General features: G+C 70.6%; 17 protein-coding genes and 1 pseudogene. 7 read left to right on the top strand and 11 right to left on the bottom strand.

Features of this window, described 5'->3' with window-relative positions; translation table 11 throughout:
• The first annotated feature begins 41 nt into the window (after positions 1-41).
• The 4 genes from CTZ28_RS46570 to CTZ28_RS06620 all read left to right on the top strand — a co-directional run bounded on the left by CTZ28_RS46570 (position 42) and on the right by CTZ28_RS06620 (position 2,779).
• The gene (locus CTZ28_RS46570; protein WP_147481115.1) at positions 42-224 is read left to right on the top strand and encodes a hypothetical protein; all 183 of its coding nucleotides are present in this window, start codon (positions 42-44) and stop codon (positions 222-224) included.
• Between the two features lie 34 nt (positions 225-258).
• Positions 259-615 carry a hypothetical protein gene (locus CTZ28_RS06635; protein WP_147481114.1) on the top strand — a complete coding sequence of 119 codons (357 nt, stop codon included), beginning with the start codon at positions 259-261 and terminating at the stop codon, positions 613-615.
• 659 nt (positions 616-1,274) lie between these two features.
• The gene (locus CTZ28_RS06625; RefSeq protein WP_147481113.1) at positions 1,275-2,342 is read left to right on the top strand and encodes a hypothetical protein; all 1,068 of its coding nucleotides are present in this window, start codon (positions 1,275-1,277) and stop codon (positions 2,340-2,342) included.
• A 149-nt stretch (positions 2,343-2,491) separates the two neighbouring features.
• Entirely contained in the window at positions 2,492-2,779 is a 288-nt protein-coding gene (locus CTZ28_RS06620) for a hypothetical protein (RefSeq protein ID WP_259471491.1), read from the top strand.
• Here the strand turns inward: CTZ28_RS06620 and CTZ28_RS06615 are convergent.
• A complete protein-coding gene (locus CTZ28_RS06615; RefSeq protein ID WP_259471490.1) occupies positions 2,766-3,548 on the bottom strand; it encodes an NADP-dependent oxidoreductase in 783 nt (260 codons plus the stop codon). The two genes, CTZ28_RS06620 and CTZ28_RS06615, sit on opposite strands and share 14 nt — an antisense overlap.
• Positions 3,549-3,653: 105 nt before the next feature.
• On the opposite strand from CTZ28_RS06615, the gene CTZ28_RS06610 reads away from it, so the two are divergent.
• The 3 genes and pseudogenes from CTZ28_RS06610 (at position 3,654) to CTZ28_RS06600 (ending at position 4,722) form a co-directional block, all read left to right on the top strand.
• Positions 3,654-4,013, top strand: a complete 360-nt coding sequence (locus CTZ28_RS06610) for a hypothetical protein (protein ID WP_121888290.1) — start codon at positions 3,654-3,656, stop codon at positions 4,011-4,013.
• A gap of 13 nt (positions 4,014-4,026) precedes the next feature.
• A pseudogene (locus tag CTZ28_RS48070) lies at positions 4,027-4,188 on the top strand (protein-L-isoaspartate(D-aspartate) O-methyltransferase); the annotation flags it as partial.
• Positions 4,189-4,464: 276 nt separating this feature from the next.
• Positions 4,465-4,722, top strand: coding sequence for a hypothetical protein (locus CTZ28_RS06600; RefSeq protein WP_121888505.1), 258 nt, complete (start codon positions 4,465-4,467; stop codon positions 4,720-4,722).
• Between the two features lie 12 nt (positions 4,723-4,734).
• Here CTZ28_RS06600 and CTZ28_RS06595 read toward each other — a convergent pair whose 3' ends face one another.
• The 10 genes from CTZ28_RS06595 to infC all read right to left on the bottom strand — a co-directional run bounded on the left by CTZ28_RS06595 (position 4,735) and on the right by infC (position 15,773).
• Entirely contained in the window at positions 4,735-5,268 is a 534-nt protein-coding gene (locus CTZ28_RS06595; protein ID WP_121888289.1) for an NUDIX hydrolase, read from the bottom strand.
• 57 nt (positions 5,269-5,325) lie between these two features.
• On the bottom strand, positions 5,326-6,666 hold the full coding sequence (locus CTZ28_RS06590) for an NsdA family TPR-like regulatory protein (protein WP_121888288.1): 1,341 nt from the start codon (positions 6,664-6,666) through the stop codon (positions 5,326-5,328).
• Between the two features lie 109 nt (positions 6,667-6,775).
• Positions 6,776-8,002 carry a PP2C family protein-serine/threonine phosphatase gene (locus tag CTZ28_RS06585; RefSeq protein WP_259471489.1) on the bottom strand — a complete coding sequence of 409 codons (1,227 nt, stop codon included), beginning with the start codon at positions 8,000-8,002 and terminating at the stop codon, positions 6,776-6,778.
• Positions 8,003-8,164: 162 nt separating this feature from the next.
• Positions 8,165-10,708 (bottom strand): phenylalanine--tRNA ligase subunit beta, encoded by a 2,544-nt coding sequence (gene pheT / locus CTZ28_RS06580; RefSeq protein WP_121888287.1) that lies wholly within the window; start codon positions 10,706-10,708, stop codon positions 8,165-8,167.
• Positions 10,708-11,832 carry a phenylalanine--tRNA ligase subunit alpha gene (gene pheS, locus CTZ28_RS06575; protein WP_121888286.1) on the bottom strand — a complete coding sequence of 375 codons (1,125 nt, stop codon included), beginning with the start codon at positions 11,830-11,832 and terminating at the stop codon, positions 10,708-10,710. The genes pheT and pheS overlap by 1 nt, the downstream gene beginning before the upstream one ends.
• Positions 11,833-11,977: 145 nt before the next feature.
• Positions 11,978-13,114: a sensor histidine kinase gene (locus CTZ28_RS06570; protein ID WP_121888285.1), complete on the bottom strand. Its 1,137-nt coding sequence runs from the start codon at positions 13,112-13,114 to the stop codon at positions 11,978-11,980.
• A gap of 89 nt (positions 13,115-13,203) precedes the next feature.
• Entirely contained in the window at positions 13,204-14,064 is an 861-nt protein-coding gene (locus tag CTZ28_RS06565) for a TrmH family RNA methyltransferase (RefSeq protein WP_121888284.1), read from the bottom strand.
• A gap of 200 nt (positions 14,065-14,264) precedes the next feature.
• Positions 14,265-14,648, bottom strand: a complete 384-nt coding sequence (gene rplT / locus CTZ28_RS06560) for a 50S ribosomal protein L20 (protein WP_067134332.1) — start codon at positions 14,646-14,648, stop codon at positions 14,265-14,267.
• Positions 14,649-14,751: 103 nt separating this feature from the next.
• Positions 14,752-14,946, bottom strand: coding sequence for a 50S ribosomal protein L35 (rpmI, locus tag CTZ28_RS06555; protein ID WP_121888283.1), 195 nt, complete (start codon positions 14,944-14,946; stop codon positions 14,752-14,754).
• A gap of 197 nt (positions 14,947-15,143) precedes the next feature.
• Positions 15,144-15,773: a translation initiation factor IF-3 gene (infC, locus tag CTZ28_RS06550; protein ID WP_121888282.1), complete on the bottom strand. Its 630-nt coding sequence runs from the start codon at positions 15,771-15,773 to the stop codon at positions 15,144-15,146.
• Positions 15,774-16,073: the final 300 nt, after the last annotated feature.

Raw genomic sequence — 16,073 nt, 5'->3', positions numbered from 1 at the left:
ACTTCGTCGAGCCGTTACCACGCCAGAGCCAGGAGGCGCACGTGAAGAAGGTACGCATAGCCATGGGCACGGCAGTCGCTGCGCTGCTGATCGGCGCTGCCGGCAAGGTCGTCAAGGACGCCAACGGCACGAAGGCCGAGGAGACTCGCACCATGGAAACGGACGCGGACGGACGGGTGACGGAGAACGTCCAGGCCCAGCCGTCGGTGCCGCCAGCCAACTGACGGCCCTGCGTTCGGCCGGGGAGGGGAGATCGGCATGGACAGAAGCCGACGCGTGTTGCGCCTGCTGGAAGGCGCGTGCGCGGTCATCACGGTGCTCTTCGCGACGCTCTTGGCGTTGTCCACCAACTACGACGCCCTGCTGATCACCTACAGGAACGGCGACCTCACCTCGACGATCACAGTCTTCGCCGTGGCGTGCGTCGGCTGGCTGGGGCTGCGCCTGGCTCGCTCCCCTCGACGCCCTGCGGTCGGGATGCTCGTCGGTGGTGCGTGCGTCGTTGGGCTGGTGGCCGTGCTGTGGTGGACGACCCGTCCCGCAGTGGAGGAGCAGCACGACACGCCCACTCCGGGCCCGACGACTCCTTCGGCACCGCCATCCTCCGGACCGTAATCAGCCCGGACAACGGAGCCCTCGGCCACCGCTTGGTGGTCAAGGGCTCCGTCATGGAGCGAAGACGGCAACCGGCAGGCTGCGGGCCTACGCCTCGGTTCTGACGGTCCGTTCGCCGACCTCCAGGTGTCGGCCCACCCAAGCCAGGGTCAGCGGTCGGACAGCCGCCCACTCATCGTGGTTGATCACCGTGCCACCTCATCATCCGGACGGCGACCCGCGCAAAGGTTTTCATCGGAGGCGATGGCATCGCTGCTCTGCTCCTCTCGCAGTCGCCACAGTCACCGTTCAGGCACTCGCATCGAGCCCGACTGGCGAAGGAATTGCGCACCGATCCAATACAGACACTCCACCAGTACGCCGCCGCCTCACCGGCACCCAAACCGCGTAGCCGAGCGCCAGGAACCGGCCCTGCCCCGCAATTCCCGGTCACGTCGGGGCCCGCTGCGCCTGCCCGTGATTGCGGCGTCAGCCCAGGCAGGCACCATTCGTTCGGATTACCTGTTCATCACACAAAGGGGGCTGGGCGGCTCTTTGTGGGTGGTGCATCAATGGCGTCCATCGGATCGACTGCTCTCGATCGCCATTGCAGGCAGCACTGTCATCGGATGCCGGCTCTTGAGCAGGGGGGACGGTGAAGACACCCCAGGAGATGGATCATGAGACGGATACCGCCTGACGCGCTGCGCAGTGCCGCGCGGTCGATCGTCCTGATGTTACTGATGGCAATGGCTGCGGCCGTGGCGCCCCCTGCCCTGGCGGCGTCGGCGAGCGCCCCGGCAGGCACGCACATCAAGTCGCACAAGGCCTCAGGCATGGCCAAACCGACCGCTCCCAGCGAGCCCAGGTCTGCGAAGAATATTGACGGTCGGCCGAAGGCGTTCCAGGCCAACACCGGCACCCTGTGGGTGACCGACGGAGCCGGAAACACCTACGACACCGGCCTGGGCATGATGAAGGGCACCAGCCCCAGCATCATCGCCGCCGGTAATGGTGGTGGTTATCAGGTCGCATTTCAGGCCAACACCGGCACCCTGTGGACGGTCGGCCATTACGGAACCGCAGACCTCGGCCTGGGCATGATGCCAGGCACCAGCCCCAGCATCACGGCCCTCGCCAGCGGCGGCTATCAGATCGCGTTCCAGGCCAACACCGGCACCCTGTGGGTGGCCGGAAGTGCCGGAACCGGAGACTGGGGCCTGGGCATGATGCGTGGCACCAGCCCCGACATCACGTCCGTCGAGGGCGGTTTTCAGGTGGCGTTCCAGGCCAACACCGGCAGCCTGTGGACGGCCGGCAGTCGCGGAACCGCAGACCTCGGCCTGGGGATGGCGCCAGGTACCAGCCCCAGCATCTCCAACACTGAGATCGCGTTCCAGGCCAACACCGGCACCCTGTGGACGACCGGCACTTACGGAACCCGTGACTCCGGCCTGGGCATGATGCCAGGCACCAGCCCCAGCATCGCCAGGGTCTTGAATGGTTACCAGGTGGCGTTCCAGGCCAACACCGGAAACCTGTGGGTGACCGGCCGTGACGGAACCGCAGACCTCGGCCTGGGCATGATGCCAGGTACCAGCCCCCACATCCAGGGTGGCATCCGCCTCCCCATCAATAGTTGGTATCAAGTCCTGTTCCAGGCCAACACCGGCAGCCTGTGGTCGACCGGCACCGACGGAACCGCAGATCTCGGCCTGGGCATGATGTCAGGTACCAGCCCCGGCTGACGTCGGCCAGCTGCTCGGCCCGAACGACCGACACCCGTCGAGGCCGAGCAGCAACGTCGCATCGCTGAGCAAGCCCGTGGCTCCTGCTTGATCGTTCTGCGTAGAGGACAGAAATGATCACTCATGGCCACGGGCATCCTGCTGCCGGCATGCCCGGACACAACAGATCTCATGACGACACCACCTTGCGTGCCGCCAACCAGTACGTCACTGCGTTCAACGCTCTCGCCGCCCAGCTCGCCCTGCTCCTGCCCTGCTGGTGGTGCGGCCAGCCCATCCGCTACGACTTCACCGGCCGTGCCGCACAACGCCACCGCGACGCCTTCCCCCTCCACCACGCCGCCCCGCTCTCCCGCGGCGGCGACCTCCTCGACCCCGCCAATGCCCGCAGCGCACACCACCGCCGCAACAGCGCCCGCGCGGTCATTCGGTCGTGATGATGAGCTTGCCGCCCTTGGGCGTGCCGTTGCGTTCGTGCTCTGTGAGTGCAGCGATTGCTTCCGTGAGTGGCACCGTGCGGACGATCGGCACGCGCAGTGTGCCCCGTCCAGCGGCGCGCGCGACCTCCTCCAGGTCCCCCGTCACGGGCCTCGCGATCAAGACGCTGCACGGGCCCGGCAGCGCACTCCTCGCGATGTTCGCGGGTGTGGGGTGAATGCTGATGATGCGTCCGCCCGGCTTCAGCATCTTCTTCGCTGCATCGATCGGGAGCGTGTCGGCAGTGTCGAGGACGAGGTCGAATCGCCTGCTGAGCACCGTCGGGTCGAAGTCGAACTCGACGATCGGGTCGATACCGAGGTCGTGAGCGTCCTGCGCAGCGGTAGCGCGGCAGCTGCCTCCCACCGAGGCACCACGCGCCAAGGCGATCTGAACGGCGGATCGGCCCACTCCGCCAAGGCACCCGTGGATGAAAACGACTTGTCCGGATTGCAGCTTCCCCTTCTTGGCCATGGCCTGAAAGGCGGTGAGCCCCACGGTCGGGAGGGCGGCGGCCTCCTCGTAGGAGAGGTTCGAGGGCTTCTTCACAACCCCCTTCTCCTCGGCGAGGACCATCTCGGCGAAGGCACCCGACGCCTTGATCGATGCCTCGCCGAGCACTTCGTCGCCGACGACGAGGCGGGAGACGCCCGGGCCGACAGCCTCGACGACGCCCGCGAAGTCGTGGCCCAACCCGCGCGGGAACGTCCGCCCCGTCACCACCTTCATGGCCCGCTACGGATCCCCCCGTCCATCGGATTGGCCGCCGCGGCCCGCACGCGGACCAGCACCTCGCCGGAACGCGGACGAGCCGGCTCGAACTCCTCCAGCCGCATGACCTCCGGACCGCCGTACGGTACTGGATGCGCTTATCTGGAGCGCGGTTTCGAGCAGACGATGGTGGCGGACATAGGCGACCGTGAGCTCGCGCGGATGCGGCAGAGCGTGATCATGGCCAACGCCGATCTCCGCGAACGCGAGTTGATCAAGCTCGCATCCATGTCGGCCGCCCTGGCCGACAGGTTGCGACAGCGAGGCATCGGCGACTTCGAGGCCAGTCTGGCCGCCGAGACGAGCATTGTCGTGTTCCGCGTCGCCTTCTCGCGATGGGTCGGCACCACCGAGGAGCAAGGCTTGCAAGAAGTCATCCACGAGACCTTGGACCGACTGCGGACCCTGACCGCCAGCAGCTGAACCACACTCCAGCTCGGGGCCGCTGCCCGGCGAGTACGACCGGATCGTGTCCACCGTGTCCGTGCGGCCCGTCCTGGCCTCCTAGTTGCGGGCACTGCGGCCGGGTGGCCGGCTCGTGACCACGATCGCCGGCACCGGGCTGATCCTCACCGCGGACAAGACCCCCGACGGCGGCGACTACGCCCACCTCGACTCCCCGGTCGTGCACGAGAGCGGCCCGCGACGGCTGTGGGCAGAGCTGGAGCTCATCCGGCTGATTACCCGGAGCGACATGACACGGGCCCGGCACCGGATGCGGTGCCGGGCCCGTCCGTTTCACACACCGTGTGCGCACCGGACCCGCATATGCCCGTCGCACACGCTCCCCACGTGCCCACCAGGCGAGTTGACTCCTCATGCGCATGCAAAGGATGTGCAACCCCCACGTTCGACTACGGAAAGGAGTGGACCCGTGACCGCCGATCCGAAGCATCCCGTGGTCCCTGGAGAACTCGCAGAGTTACGGCGCCGCCTCGACGTGGCCTACGCCCGTGTCGAGGGAGGTCTGGCGTTGCTCAGTCATCGCACCAAGGAGACCGCCAAGGAGCTGGACGAACTGAACACCCGTATGACCTCGCTGGAACACGCGCGCTGGCCGCTGCCCTCGGTCGCCGCGCTCATCTCCCTGGGAGCGCTCGTCGTGACGGTCTGGCAGGTGCTGGCCCGCTGAGCGGCGGAGCGCCTAGCCCGCGAGCCTGAGGTGGTGCAGCAGGAGTAACGCGGCGGCCATGTTGGCGGCCGGGACCTCGCCGCGGGCGACCATGTCGGGGACGAGCTTGAGGGGGACCCATTCCCGCCGGTCCGACTCGAAGTCGTCCACGGGGTGTCCGATGTACTCGCCCTCGTCGGCCCAGTAGATGTGATGGCGCGCGTCGGTGAGGCCGTTGGACGGCTCCACGCTCATGAGATGGTGCAGGGGTCCCGGCCGCCAGCCGGTCTCCTCCTCCAGTTCCCTGGCAGCCGCGCGGGCGATGTCCTCGCCGTCCTCCACGACGCCCGCCGCGAGTTCCCACCCCCAGCTGTCCGTGATGAACCGGTGGCGCCACAGCAGGAGTACCTCGTTGGCCTCGTTCACCACCGTCGCCACGGCCACGGGCCGCAGCCGGATCAGAAAGTGGTCCAGGTGCCGGCCGTCCGGCAGCTCGACATCTGCGAGATTGACGCTGAACCAGCGATTTGCATACACAGTTTGTTCGTTCTGTTTCGTCCACTGCACGGTTCTGCCACCTTCCGCCGAGTAGGTGGCAATATCGCAGCAGTGGCTTGGACTGGCCTACAACGGGACGCGCAGCGCCCCGTCGATGAGTTCGGCGGCCTCGGCGGTTCCGGCGCAGCCGCTGCGCGCCAGGTGCTCGCGCACCGCGCGCAGTCGGTCGCGCAGCCGCTGGGACTCCATGCCGCGGGCCTGCTCGGCCATCTGCACCGCCGTGGCCACCGCGGTGTCCGCGTTGCCCTGACGGAGTTCGATGGTGCTGAGCATGGCCAGCCGGTGCACCCGGCCCCGGTCGTGGGCCGGGTTGCCCACGGCCGCCGCGGCGTGCTCCCGGGCCGCCGCCAACTCGCCCAGGCTGAGCAGCGCCTCGGCCACCTGGACATTGACGAGCCCCGGCTGGACATAGCCGGTCTCGTCGGGTTCGTATCCGCGGCGGATGCGTTCGGCGGCCGTCTCGGCCCGCCGGATGCAGGACAGGGCGCTCGTGCCGTCGCCGAGGTGGGCGTACGCCTTGGCCTGCATCGCGTACAGATCCGAGGCGAGGGCCGGGGTGATGTGCTTGCCCGCGGCGCGCAGCGCGGCCTCGGCGAAGGCGACCGCCTGCCGGTACTCCCGCGTGAACAGCGCCTGGTTGACCAGCAGCGCGATGACATACGCCCCGAGTCCCCGGTCCCCGCTGGCCTTCGCCAGCCTGAGCGCCTGGTGGAAGTAGCGCTGGGCGAGTCCGTGCGCGTCGGAGTCGTAGGCGCAGATGCCCGCGATCGCCACCAACCCGCCGGTGGCCCGGTGCACTTGACGGCCGGTGGCGTCGGCGTAGCCGCCCCGCAGCAGCGGGGCCGCCTCGGCGTTCAGGAAGCCGACGACACGGGTGCGGGTCGCGATGCCGCCGGCCTTGCGGTACATCTGCTCGTAGTGCGCGCGGGCGACACGCAGCATCTCGATGTCGCCCGAGGTGACCCGGTGGCTGCCGCCACGCGAGACGTCCACGTCCTCGGGCGGGTTCTCCCACTCCCACACGGGCATCACGGCCGGCGTGCCGGTGACGGCGGGCGCGCCGAGCACATGCGGGCGCTGCTGCTCGTCGGAGCGCCACAGCGCGGTGGCGCGCTCGACGAAGCCGGACAGCGAGGTGCCGTGCGCAGTGGCGGGCTCGCCCGGGACACCGAGGCCGATGTCGTCGAGCGTGACGGGCCGGTGCAGCCGGGCGGCGAGCACCTCGCAGATCAGGTCGGGCACCTGGCCGCGGGGCCGCTGGCCTTTCAACCACCGGGCGACGGCGGTGTGTTCATAACGGAGCGCGAGGCCCCGCGCCCGGCCCGTCTGATTGACATGGGCGGCAAGACCGGCGTGCGAGATGCCGGCCTCGTCCAGGATCGCGTCGAGCAGAGTGTTGGGCTGCATGGATGCCCCCCGGGTGGCCTGGTGTCGTCAGCGTAGTGCGTACGGGTTCACACGGGGTGTGAACGGAGTACGCGCATCCGGGCGGTACGCGCACTGTCGCGCAGCGTGTTCAGTCGGTTGACTGAAATGCCTCGCAAGAGGCCGGCCGGGCCACCGCCTCCCCCTCGTACAGTGCGGTGGCCTGGCCGGCGGCTCGGCCGTGCGGCCTGGGACCCGTCGTCACATGCCCGTCGTCGGCCGCGGGTTGCGGGCAGCCGGCGGCGCCGTTCCCCGCACTCTTGGAGGGCGCGCCGCGCTGCGCCCTCCCCCCTTCGTTCCGGAGGATCAGCAGGGCGATGTCGTCCGTCGGGGTGCCGGCGGTGTGGCGGAGCAGGGAGGTGAGGACCGTGCGCAGGACCGTCTGCGGGGAGACCGGGTCGGCGCGGGCCGCTTCCGTGAGGACTCCCGGCAGCGAGAAGAAGCGGCCCCGCGCGTCCCGCGCGTCCTCCGCCCCGTCCGTGTACAGGACCAGGGAATCGCCGGTGAGCAGATGACCGCAGACCACGGGGTCCACCTCGCGCGGCAGCGGGAACGGGCCGAGCGGCGGCAGGGGTTCGGCGCGGGTGAGCGGCTCGACGCCGTGGCCGCTGAGCAGATACGGCCACGGGTGGCCGCAGTTGAGCGCGCGGAGTTCGCCGTCCCGGCGGATCTCCAGGAGGAGCACCGTGACGAACTCCTCGGCCACCGGGGTGTCGGGATCCTGGCCGGCCCAGGGATGCTCGGCGTGGGCCCGCTCGCGCAGATGCCGGTCCAGGGCCCTGTCCAGCCGGTGCAGCACACAGCCGAGTTCGGGCTCGTCGTGGACGGCCTCGCGGAAACTGCCGAGGACGGCCGCGACGGTGGCCAGCGCGGCGAGACCGTGGCCGCGCACGTCCCCCATCACCACCCGGACGCCGTGCTCGGTGGCGATCGCCTCGTACAGATCGCCGCCGATGGCCGCGCCGCGGTCGGCGGAGAGCTGACCGGCGGCGACACGGAGGCCGTCGAGGCGGGCCGGCGGAGGCCGCAGCAGCACGCTCTGCGCGGCGCCCGCGACCCGGCGGGCCTGCCGCAGCTCACGCAGCAGGGCCTGGCGGACATGGACGATGAGGCCGGTGCCGACCGCGAAGAACACGGCGCAGGTGACGATCCGCGCGCCGATCCCGTTCTGCCGGGCGAGCGGGCAGGCCAGCTTGTACAGGATGGCCGCGCCGCCCCAGAGCGTGGGCAGGGCCAGGGTGCGGGCGCGGCGCACACCGCGCCGCACCGGCCCGGCCGCGGACCGCCGCGTGGGTGCCCGCGCCTTGATACGGATCATGCCGATGCCCCCATGGAAGCCCTGACAGCGCGGACGGACCGACCCCGAAAGGCCGGTCCGATTCTGTCGACGGCATGGCCCGGAAGGGCCAGATCATCGGCTGTTGCCACCCGAATGAGTGATCTCGCTTCGGGTTGCCCGCATTTATGCAGGCAGGAGCGCCTATCCCCGCAGCACCGCCCCCATGCGCTCGCCCGCGACGTTGACCGCCGCGTCCCGGGCGGCCGAGGCCTCGTCCACCGTCAGCGTCCGGTCCGCCGCGCGGAAACGCAGCGCGTACGCCAGCGACTTGCGGCCCGCCCCGAGCTGCTCGGCGTTCTCGTAGACGTCGAACAGCCGGATGGACTCGAGGAGTTCACCCGCTCCCTCGCGCAGCGCGGCCTCGACGTCGGCGCTCGGCACGCCCGCGTCGACGACCAGGGCCACGTCCTGGGTGGCCACCGGGAAGGTCGAGATGCGCGGGCTCGTCACGAGTCCGGCACCCGCCTGCTCCAGGACGTCCAGGTTCAGCTCCATCGCACAGGTGCGCGGGGGCAGGCCGAGCTTCTTGAGAACACCGGGGTGCAACTCACCGGCGTACCCGATGACCTGCTCGGCGCCGTCCACGACGACCGCCAGTTCGGCGCAGCGGCCGGGGTGCCAGGGGCCGTACTGCCCCTTGCGGACGAGCAGTTCGGTCCCGGTCTCGCGGGCGAGCAGCCGCGCGGCCTCGACCGCGTCCGCCCAGTCGGCCGGGCGGCCCGTGCCCCACCAGCCGGTCTGCTCGCGGGCGCCCGCGAGGACGACGGCGGCGTGCCGCGGCTGCTCGGGCAGCGCCTCGGTGAGCGCGGCGATCTCCGCGTCGGTGGGACGCCGGTCGACGGGCAGCCGGACGGCGGCCGTCGGCTCCGCGGCCGCCGGGGTCTCCCCCGCTTCGCCGGAGCCGGCAGCCCGGGGATGGAAGACCAGCCCGGTCTCGAACAGCGCCAGGTCGTGCGAGCCGCGGCCGTCGTTGCGGCGCAGCGCGCCGAGCAGGCCAGGCAGCAGCGTCGTGCGGAGGGCGGGCTCCTCGTCGGAGAGCGGGTTGACCAGCGTGACCACCCGGCGGTTCGGGTCGTCGGCCGCGAGGTTGAGCTGGTCGAGGATCTGCTCGCCGATGAACGGGTAGTTCAGCGCCTCGACATAGCCGGCGCCGGCCAGCGCGCGGCCGATCCGGCGGTGCAGCCGCTGCCGCTCGGTCAGGCCCAGGCCCGCCGGGGGCTTGGGCAGCGTGGCGGGCAGGTTCTCGTAGCCCTCCAGGCGGATGACCTCCTCCGCCAGGTCGTTCGGGTCGGTGAGGTCGGACCGCCAGGACGGGACGGTGACGATCAGCTCGTCCTGCCCGTACACGTCGCAGCCGATCTCCTGGAGGCGGCGGACGACCGTCTCCCGGCCGTAGTCGACGCCCGCGACCCGGTCCGGGTGGGCGGCCGGGAGGGTGATGGTGCGCGGCGCGGACGGCGCGATGACCTCGGTGACACCGGCGTCCGCGGTGCCGCCCGCGAGCAGCACGAGCAGGTCGACCGTGCGCTGGGCCGCGGCGGACGCGGCCCGCGGGTCGACGCCCCGCTCGAAGCGGCGGGACGCCTCGGAGGACAGCTTGTGCCGGCGGGCGGTGCGCGCGACGGAGACCGCGTCGAAGTGGGCGGCCTCGACGACGACCTCGGTGGTGGTGCCGTCGGTGTCGTCGATCTCGGTGGTGGCGCCGCCCATGACGCCGGCCAGGCCGATCGGACCGCGGTCGTCGGTGATGACCAGGTCCTCCGCGTCGAGGGTGCGGGTCACCCCGTCGAGGGTGGTGAGCTTCTCACCCGCCGTGGCCCGGCGCACGCCGATCGTGCCCTGGACGCGGGCCCGGTCGTAGGCGTGCAGGGGCTGGCCCAGCTCCAGCATCACGTAGTTGGTGATGTCCACGGCCAGCGAGATCGGGCGCATGCCGGCCTTCTGGAGGCGGCGGCGGAGCCAGATCGGGGAGCGGGCCTCGGGGTCGAGGCCGGTCACGGTGCGGGCGGTGAACCGGTCGCAGCCGAACGGGTCGGCGACCTGGACCGGGTACCCGAAGGCGTTCGGGCCGGGTACGTCGAGCAGCGCGGGGTCGCGCAGCGGCAGGCCGTAGGCGATCGCCGTCTCGCGGGCGACGCCGCGCAGGGACAGGCAGTAGCCGCGGTCGGGCGTCACCGCGATGTCGAGGACCTCGTCGACCAGCTGGAGCAGCTCGATGGCGTCCGTGCCGACCTCGTGCTCCGGCGTCAGCACGATGATGCCCTTGGAGCCGTCGTCACCCATGCCCAGCTCGTCGCTGGAGCAGATCATGCCGTGCGAGACCTTGCCGTAGGTCTTGCGCGCGGAGATCGCGAAGCCGCCGGGCAGCACGGCGCCCGGGAGGACCACGACGACCTTGTCGCCGACCTCGAAGTTGCGCGCGCCGCAGACGATCTCCTGGGGCTCGCCGGTGCCGTTGGCCCGGCCGACGTCGACGGTGCAGAAGCGGATCGGCTTCTTGAAGCCGTCCAGCTCCTCGATGGTCAGCACCTGGCCGACGACGAGCGGCCCCTTGAGGTCGGCGCCGAGCTGCTCGACGGTCTCGACCTCTAGGCCGACCGAGATCAGCTTGTCCTGGACGTCGCGCCCGGTCTCCGTCGCCGGCAGGTCGACGTACTCCCGCAGCCAAGAAAGCGGGATCCGCATCAGATCTCCATCCCGAACGGCCGGGTGAACCGGACGTCACCCTCGACCATGTCTCGCATGTCTTCGACGTTGTGGCGGAACATCAGCATCCGCTCGATGCCGAACCCGAAGGCGAATCCGCTGTACTTCTCGGGGTCGACACCGCAGGCGGTGAGCACCCGCGGGTTGACCATGCCGCAGCCGCCCAGCTCGATCCAGCCCTCGCTGGAACAGGTGCGGCAGGGCCGGTCGGGGTTGCCGACGGACTCGCCCTTGCACACGTAGCAGAGCATGTCCATCTCGGCGGACGGCTCGGTGAAGGGGAAGTAGTTCGGCCGCAGCCGGGTCTTCATGTCCGCGCCGAAGAGGGAGCGGACCATGTGGTCCAGGGTCCCCTTGAGGTCGGCCATGGTCAGGCCCTCGTCCACGGCCAGCAGCTCGATCTGGTGGAAGACCGGGGTGTGCGTGGCGTCCAGCTCGTCGGTGCGGTACACCCGGCCGGGGCAGACGATGTAGACGGGCAGCTCACGGTCGAGCAGGGCGCGGACCTGGACCGGCGAGGTGTGGGTGCGCAGGATCACACCGGACTCGGCGTCGTCGCCCGCCGGGCCCTGGACGAAGAACGTGTCCTGCATCTGCCGGGCCGGGTGGTCCGGGGTGAAGTTCAGCGCGTCGAAGTTGAACCACTCCGCCTCGGCCTCGGGGCCCTCGGCGATCTCGTAGCCCATGGACACGAAGACGTCCGAGACCCGCTCCATCATCGTGGTCAGCGGGTGCCGGGCGCCGGCCGGTACGCGGTCGTACGGCAGCGTGACGTCGACCGACTCCTCGACCAGGACGCGGGCGTCGCGCTCGGCCTCCAGCTCGCCCTGGCGGCCGCCGAGCGCCTTGTTCACGGCGCCGCGGGCCTGGCCGACCCGCTTGCCGGCCTCGGCCTTGGCCTGCGGGGGCAGGGCGCCGATCTCGCGGTTGGCGAGGGCCAGCGGCGAGGCGGGGCCGGTGTGGGCGACCTTGGCCTCGTGGAGCGCGTCGAGGGAGTCCGCGGCGGCGAAGGCGGCGAGCGCCTCGTCCCGCATGCGCTCGATCTCTTCCGGTTTCAACGTCTCGACCTCGACCGGGTCGTACGACTTATTGGGTGCGGACATCTCTTCCCGTGCTTCCGATTGGGCTGGCTGACGTGCCCCGTCTCCGGTCTCGGACGTTCTGTCCACGGATCTGGACGCAAAGGTGCCAAAGGCCGAGTCTAACGGGGCTGGGGGGATACGCATGCGCCCGCGGGTCCCCGGCGGTCTACAGCAGGTGTGCCGGGGTGCCCACGGGCAGGGTAAATCGGAACTCCGCGCCGCCGCCCGGGGCCCGGCCGACCGTGATGGTGCCGCCGTGCACCTCGACGATGCCCTTGACGATGTACAGTCCCAGGCCGGTCCCGCCGCGCTTGCTGCCCCGCCAGAAGCGGGTGAAGACGCGGTTCATGGACTCCTCCGGGATGCCGGCGCCCTCGTCACTCACCGTGACCGATGTGCCGGCGTCCTCTCCTTCGCGCGGGGACGCGGCGGGCGTGACATCAATGGTGACGGTTCCCTCGCCGTGCCGCACGGCATTTTCGATGAGGTTGCTGAGCACCTGGTCGACCTTGTCGGGGTCGGCCCACAGGGCGGGCAGCGGCTGCTCGATGCGCAGCAGGAACCGGTCGGCGGGCTGCCCGGCTGCGACGTACGCCTGGATGTGCCGTCCCACGGCCGCCCCCATGTCGACGGGCTGGCGGCGCAGCTCCAGGCGTCCGGAGTCGATGCGGGAGATGTCGAGCAGTTCGGCGATCAGCCGGGTGACGCGGTTGGCGTCCGCGTCGACGGTCTCCAGCATCAGCCGCTTCTGGTCGTCGGTGAACCGCTCCCACTTGGCGAGCAGGGTGGCGGTGAAGCCCTTCACGGAGGTGAGCGGCGAGCGCAGCTCGTGGGCGACGGTGGCGATCAGTTCGGCGTGGCTGCGCTCGGTGCGGCGTCTGGCCTCGGTGTCGCGCAGCGAGACGACGACGCGGCGGACCGGGCCGGTGGGCTCCGCGCGCACGTAGCGCGCCGAGACCAGGACCTCCCGGCCGCCGGGCAGCAGCAGATTGCGCTCGGGCTGGCGCACCCGGATGGCGAGCCCGCCGTAGGGATCGGTGAGCTGCCACCAGCGGCGCCCCTCCAGGTCCTCTAATGGCAGGGCCTTCTCCAGGCGGCGGCCGAGGGCGTCCTCGGGGCGTACGGCGGTGATCCGGGCCGCCGCCGCGTTGAAGCAGACGACGACGCCGAGTTCGTCGGCGACGACGAGACCGTCGGGCAGTTCGTCGGGGTCGATGCCGAGTCCGGCGAGACCACCGTGCCGGAACGCGGGTACCCGCCGTACGTCCCGCCCTCCCCGCGCACTGCTCGTGCCGACGCTCATCCCCGCACTCCACCTCTCAGTCGGCGTGGGGCACCTCGCTGCTCCAGCGAAGCCGAGAGCTTGGGGGGAAGCCCCGGCGGGCAACCCTACTAGCTCTCGGTGACGGAGCGGCACCCTCCGCAGGCACGCTGTGCGCGGGCCGACGCATACAGACATACGGCCGCGGCGGTCGCGAGGTTCAGGCTCTCGGCCTTTCCGTGGATCGGGACGCGCACGACGGCGTCGGCGAGCGCCCGGGTCTCCGCGGGCAGCCCCCAGGCCTCGTTGCCGAACACCCAGGCCGTGGGCCCGCCCATGGTGCCCCGGTCGAGTTCGTCGTCGAGGTCGTCGGGGCCGGCCCCGTCGGCGGCGAGGACGCGCACCCCGGCGCCCCTGAGCCCGGCGACGGCCCGCTCCACGGGGACGCCGACGGCGACGGGCAGATGGAACAGGGAGCCGACGGAGGCCCGTACGGCCTTGGGGTTGTAGACATCGACGGAGGCGTCGGTGAGCACGACGGCCTCGGCGCCGGCCGCGTCGGCGCAGCGCAGCACGGTGCCGGCGTTGCCGGGGTCGCGCACATGCGCGAGGACGGCGACGAGCCCGGGCCGGGAGGCGAGGATCTCCTCGAAGGGGGTGTCGAGGAAGCGGCAGACACCGACCAGGCCCTGCGGGGTGACGGTGGTGGAGATGTCGGCGATGACCTCGTCGGCGGCGAGGTGCACCCGGGCGTCCGCGGCCCGGGCCGCGGCCACGATGTCGGCGTACCGCTCGGCGGCCTCGACGGTGACGAACAGCTCGACGAGCGTGGCTCCCGCGCCGGTCCGGTGCGCCGCCGCCTCCCGCACGGCCTGCGGCCCCTCGGCGAGGAACAGCCGCTCCTTCCCCCGGACGTTGCGCCGGGCCAGCCGCCGAGCGGCCGCCACACGGCCAGAACGAGGCGAGATCAACTCAGGGGCGGCGGGGGGCATCCTCTTCTTCACCTTCGGGGGAATGTCGACGTGCAGCGTTCCTGGGCTGCGGCACCGCAGTGCCCCAGGGGCGCGGGGAACTGCGCGATCAGCCCCCACCGGCCCGCGGCCGAAACGACGGCTGTGGGCCCCAACAACAGGACCCGCAAGCCATGGAGCCTGCGGGTCCTTCACTCACATCGGCTGAAGCCAGCGCAGCGTCATGCGGCCTTGGGCGCGTTGACGTCCGCCGGCAGCGCCTTCTGCGCGACCTCGACGAGGGCGGCGAACGCGCTCGCGTCGTTGACCGCCAGCTCGGCCAGGATCTTGCGGTCGACCTCGACGTTCGCGGCCTTCAGGCCCTGGATGAAGCGGTTGTAGGTGATGCCGTTGGCGCGGGCAGCGGCGTTGATGCGCTGGATCCACAGCTGACGGAAGTCGCCCTTGCGCTTCTTGCGGTCGTTGTAGTTGTAGACCAGCGAGTGGGTGACCTGCTCCTTGGCCTTGCGGTACAGGCGCGAACGCTGACCGCGGTAGCCGGAGGCCTGCTCGAGGATCGCCCGGCGCTTCTTGTGGGCGTTGACTGCCCGCTTGACGCGTGCCACTTGTTAACTCCTTGTAGCGGGGCCGTGGGGGGTGCTCACACGACCCGGAAACGGCTGGGTCCCGGTCCTGGCGCGGGGCGCTCGGCTGCGAGCGCCCGCGTGCTCACTTGCCGAGAAGCTTCTTGATCTTCTTGGCGTCGCCCGGGGCCATCTCGGCGTTGCCGGTGAGGCGACGCGTCACACGGGACGACTTGTGCTCGAGCAGGTGGCGCTTGCCGGAGCGCTCACGGAGCACCTTGCCCGAGCCGGTGATCTTGAAGCGCTTGCTGGCACCGCTGTGCGTCTTGTTCTTCGGCATAGCGCCGTTTCTCCTCGTCGGTGGCGCTCCGGTGCCCGGTTGCGAGAACCGGGCACGATAGAGCGTCGCTCTTGTTTCGGTTGATGTCCTGGGACGTGCGTCCCGGGTATGTCTCCGGGGCTTCCGGAGTTCTTGTACGTCCCTCGGGGTCCGTACGTCCGGTCCGCCGGTTTCTGCCCGGGGCGGTGACCCCGGGGTCACGCCTCGGCAGGCTCCTCGGCGGGCGCCTCCTGCTCGGAGACCCCCACGGCGCGACCCTGACGCTCGGCCTTGCGGGCCTCCTGCGCCTGACGGGCCTCGGCCATCGCCTCGGTCTTCTTCTTGTGCGGACCGAGAACCATGATCATGTTTCGGCCGTCCTGCTTCGGGTTGGACTCGATGAAGCCGAGGTCCTGGACGTCCTCCGCGAGCCGCTGCAGCAGTCGGTAGCCCAGCTCGGGGCGGGACTGCTCGCGACCACGGAACATGATCGTGATCTTGACCTTGTCGCCCTGCTTGAGGAACCGGACGACGTGACCCTTCTTGGTGTCATAGTCGTGCGGGTCGATCTTCGGCCGGAGCTTCATCTCCTTGATGACCGTGTGCGCCTGGTTCTTGCGCGCCTCACGGGCCTTCATGGCCGACTCGTACTTGAACTTCCCGTAGTCCATGAGCTTGCACACGGGCGGACGGGCGTTCGCCGCGACCTCGACCAGGTCCAGGTCGTACTCCTGCGCAAGCTCCAGTGCCTTCGCGAGCGGCACGATGCCGACCTGCTCGCCACTGGGACCGACAAGTCGCACCTCGGGAACGCGAATCCGGTCGTTGATGCGGGGCTCGGCGCTGATGGATCCTCCTCGGTAGCACCACGCGACGGTCTGGCGGACAGCCGCGTAACGTCTCTGTTCGTGAGACCTAACCGCGCCGAAGCAGAAAAAATGCCCCGGACGATCACATGCGGGGCTCCTTGCACTACCGGAGCACCATCGCGATGACCGCGGGGCGCGCTTTCGGGCGACTCCATCGTCCGTACGGAACGATGGTGGCCGCCTGACCGGAGACCCGCCGCCCCGTGAGGCGGTCAGGTGGGAGATCGGAGCCTCCACTTGTGGGCCGGGCACAGTCGTGTCCGGCCGGTCGTTCCTTCA

It is taken from the genome of Streptomyces shenzhenensis, assembly GCF_003688995.1.
Classification (GTDB): Bacteria; Actinomycetota; Actinomycetes; order Streptomycetales; family Streptomycetaceae; genus Streptomyces; species Streptomyces shenzhenensis_A.
This window is presented reverse-complemented; position numbering and strand designations above follow the sequence as displayed.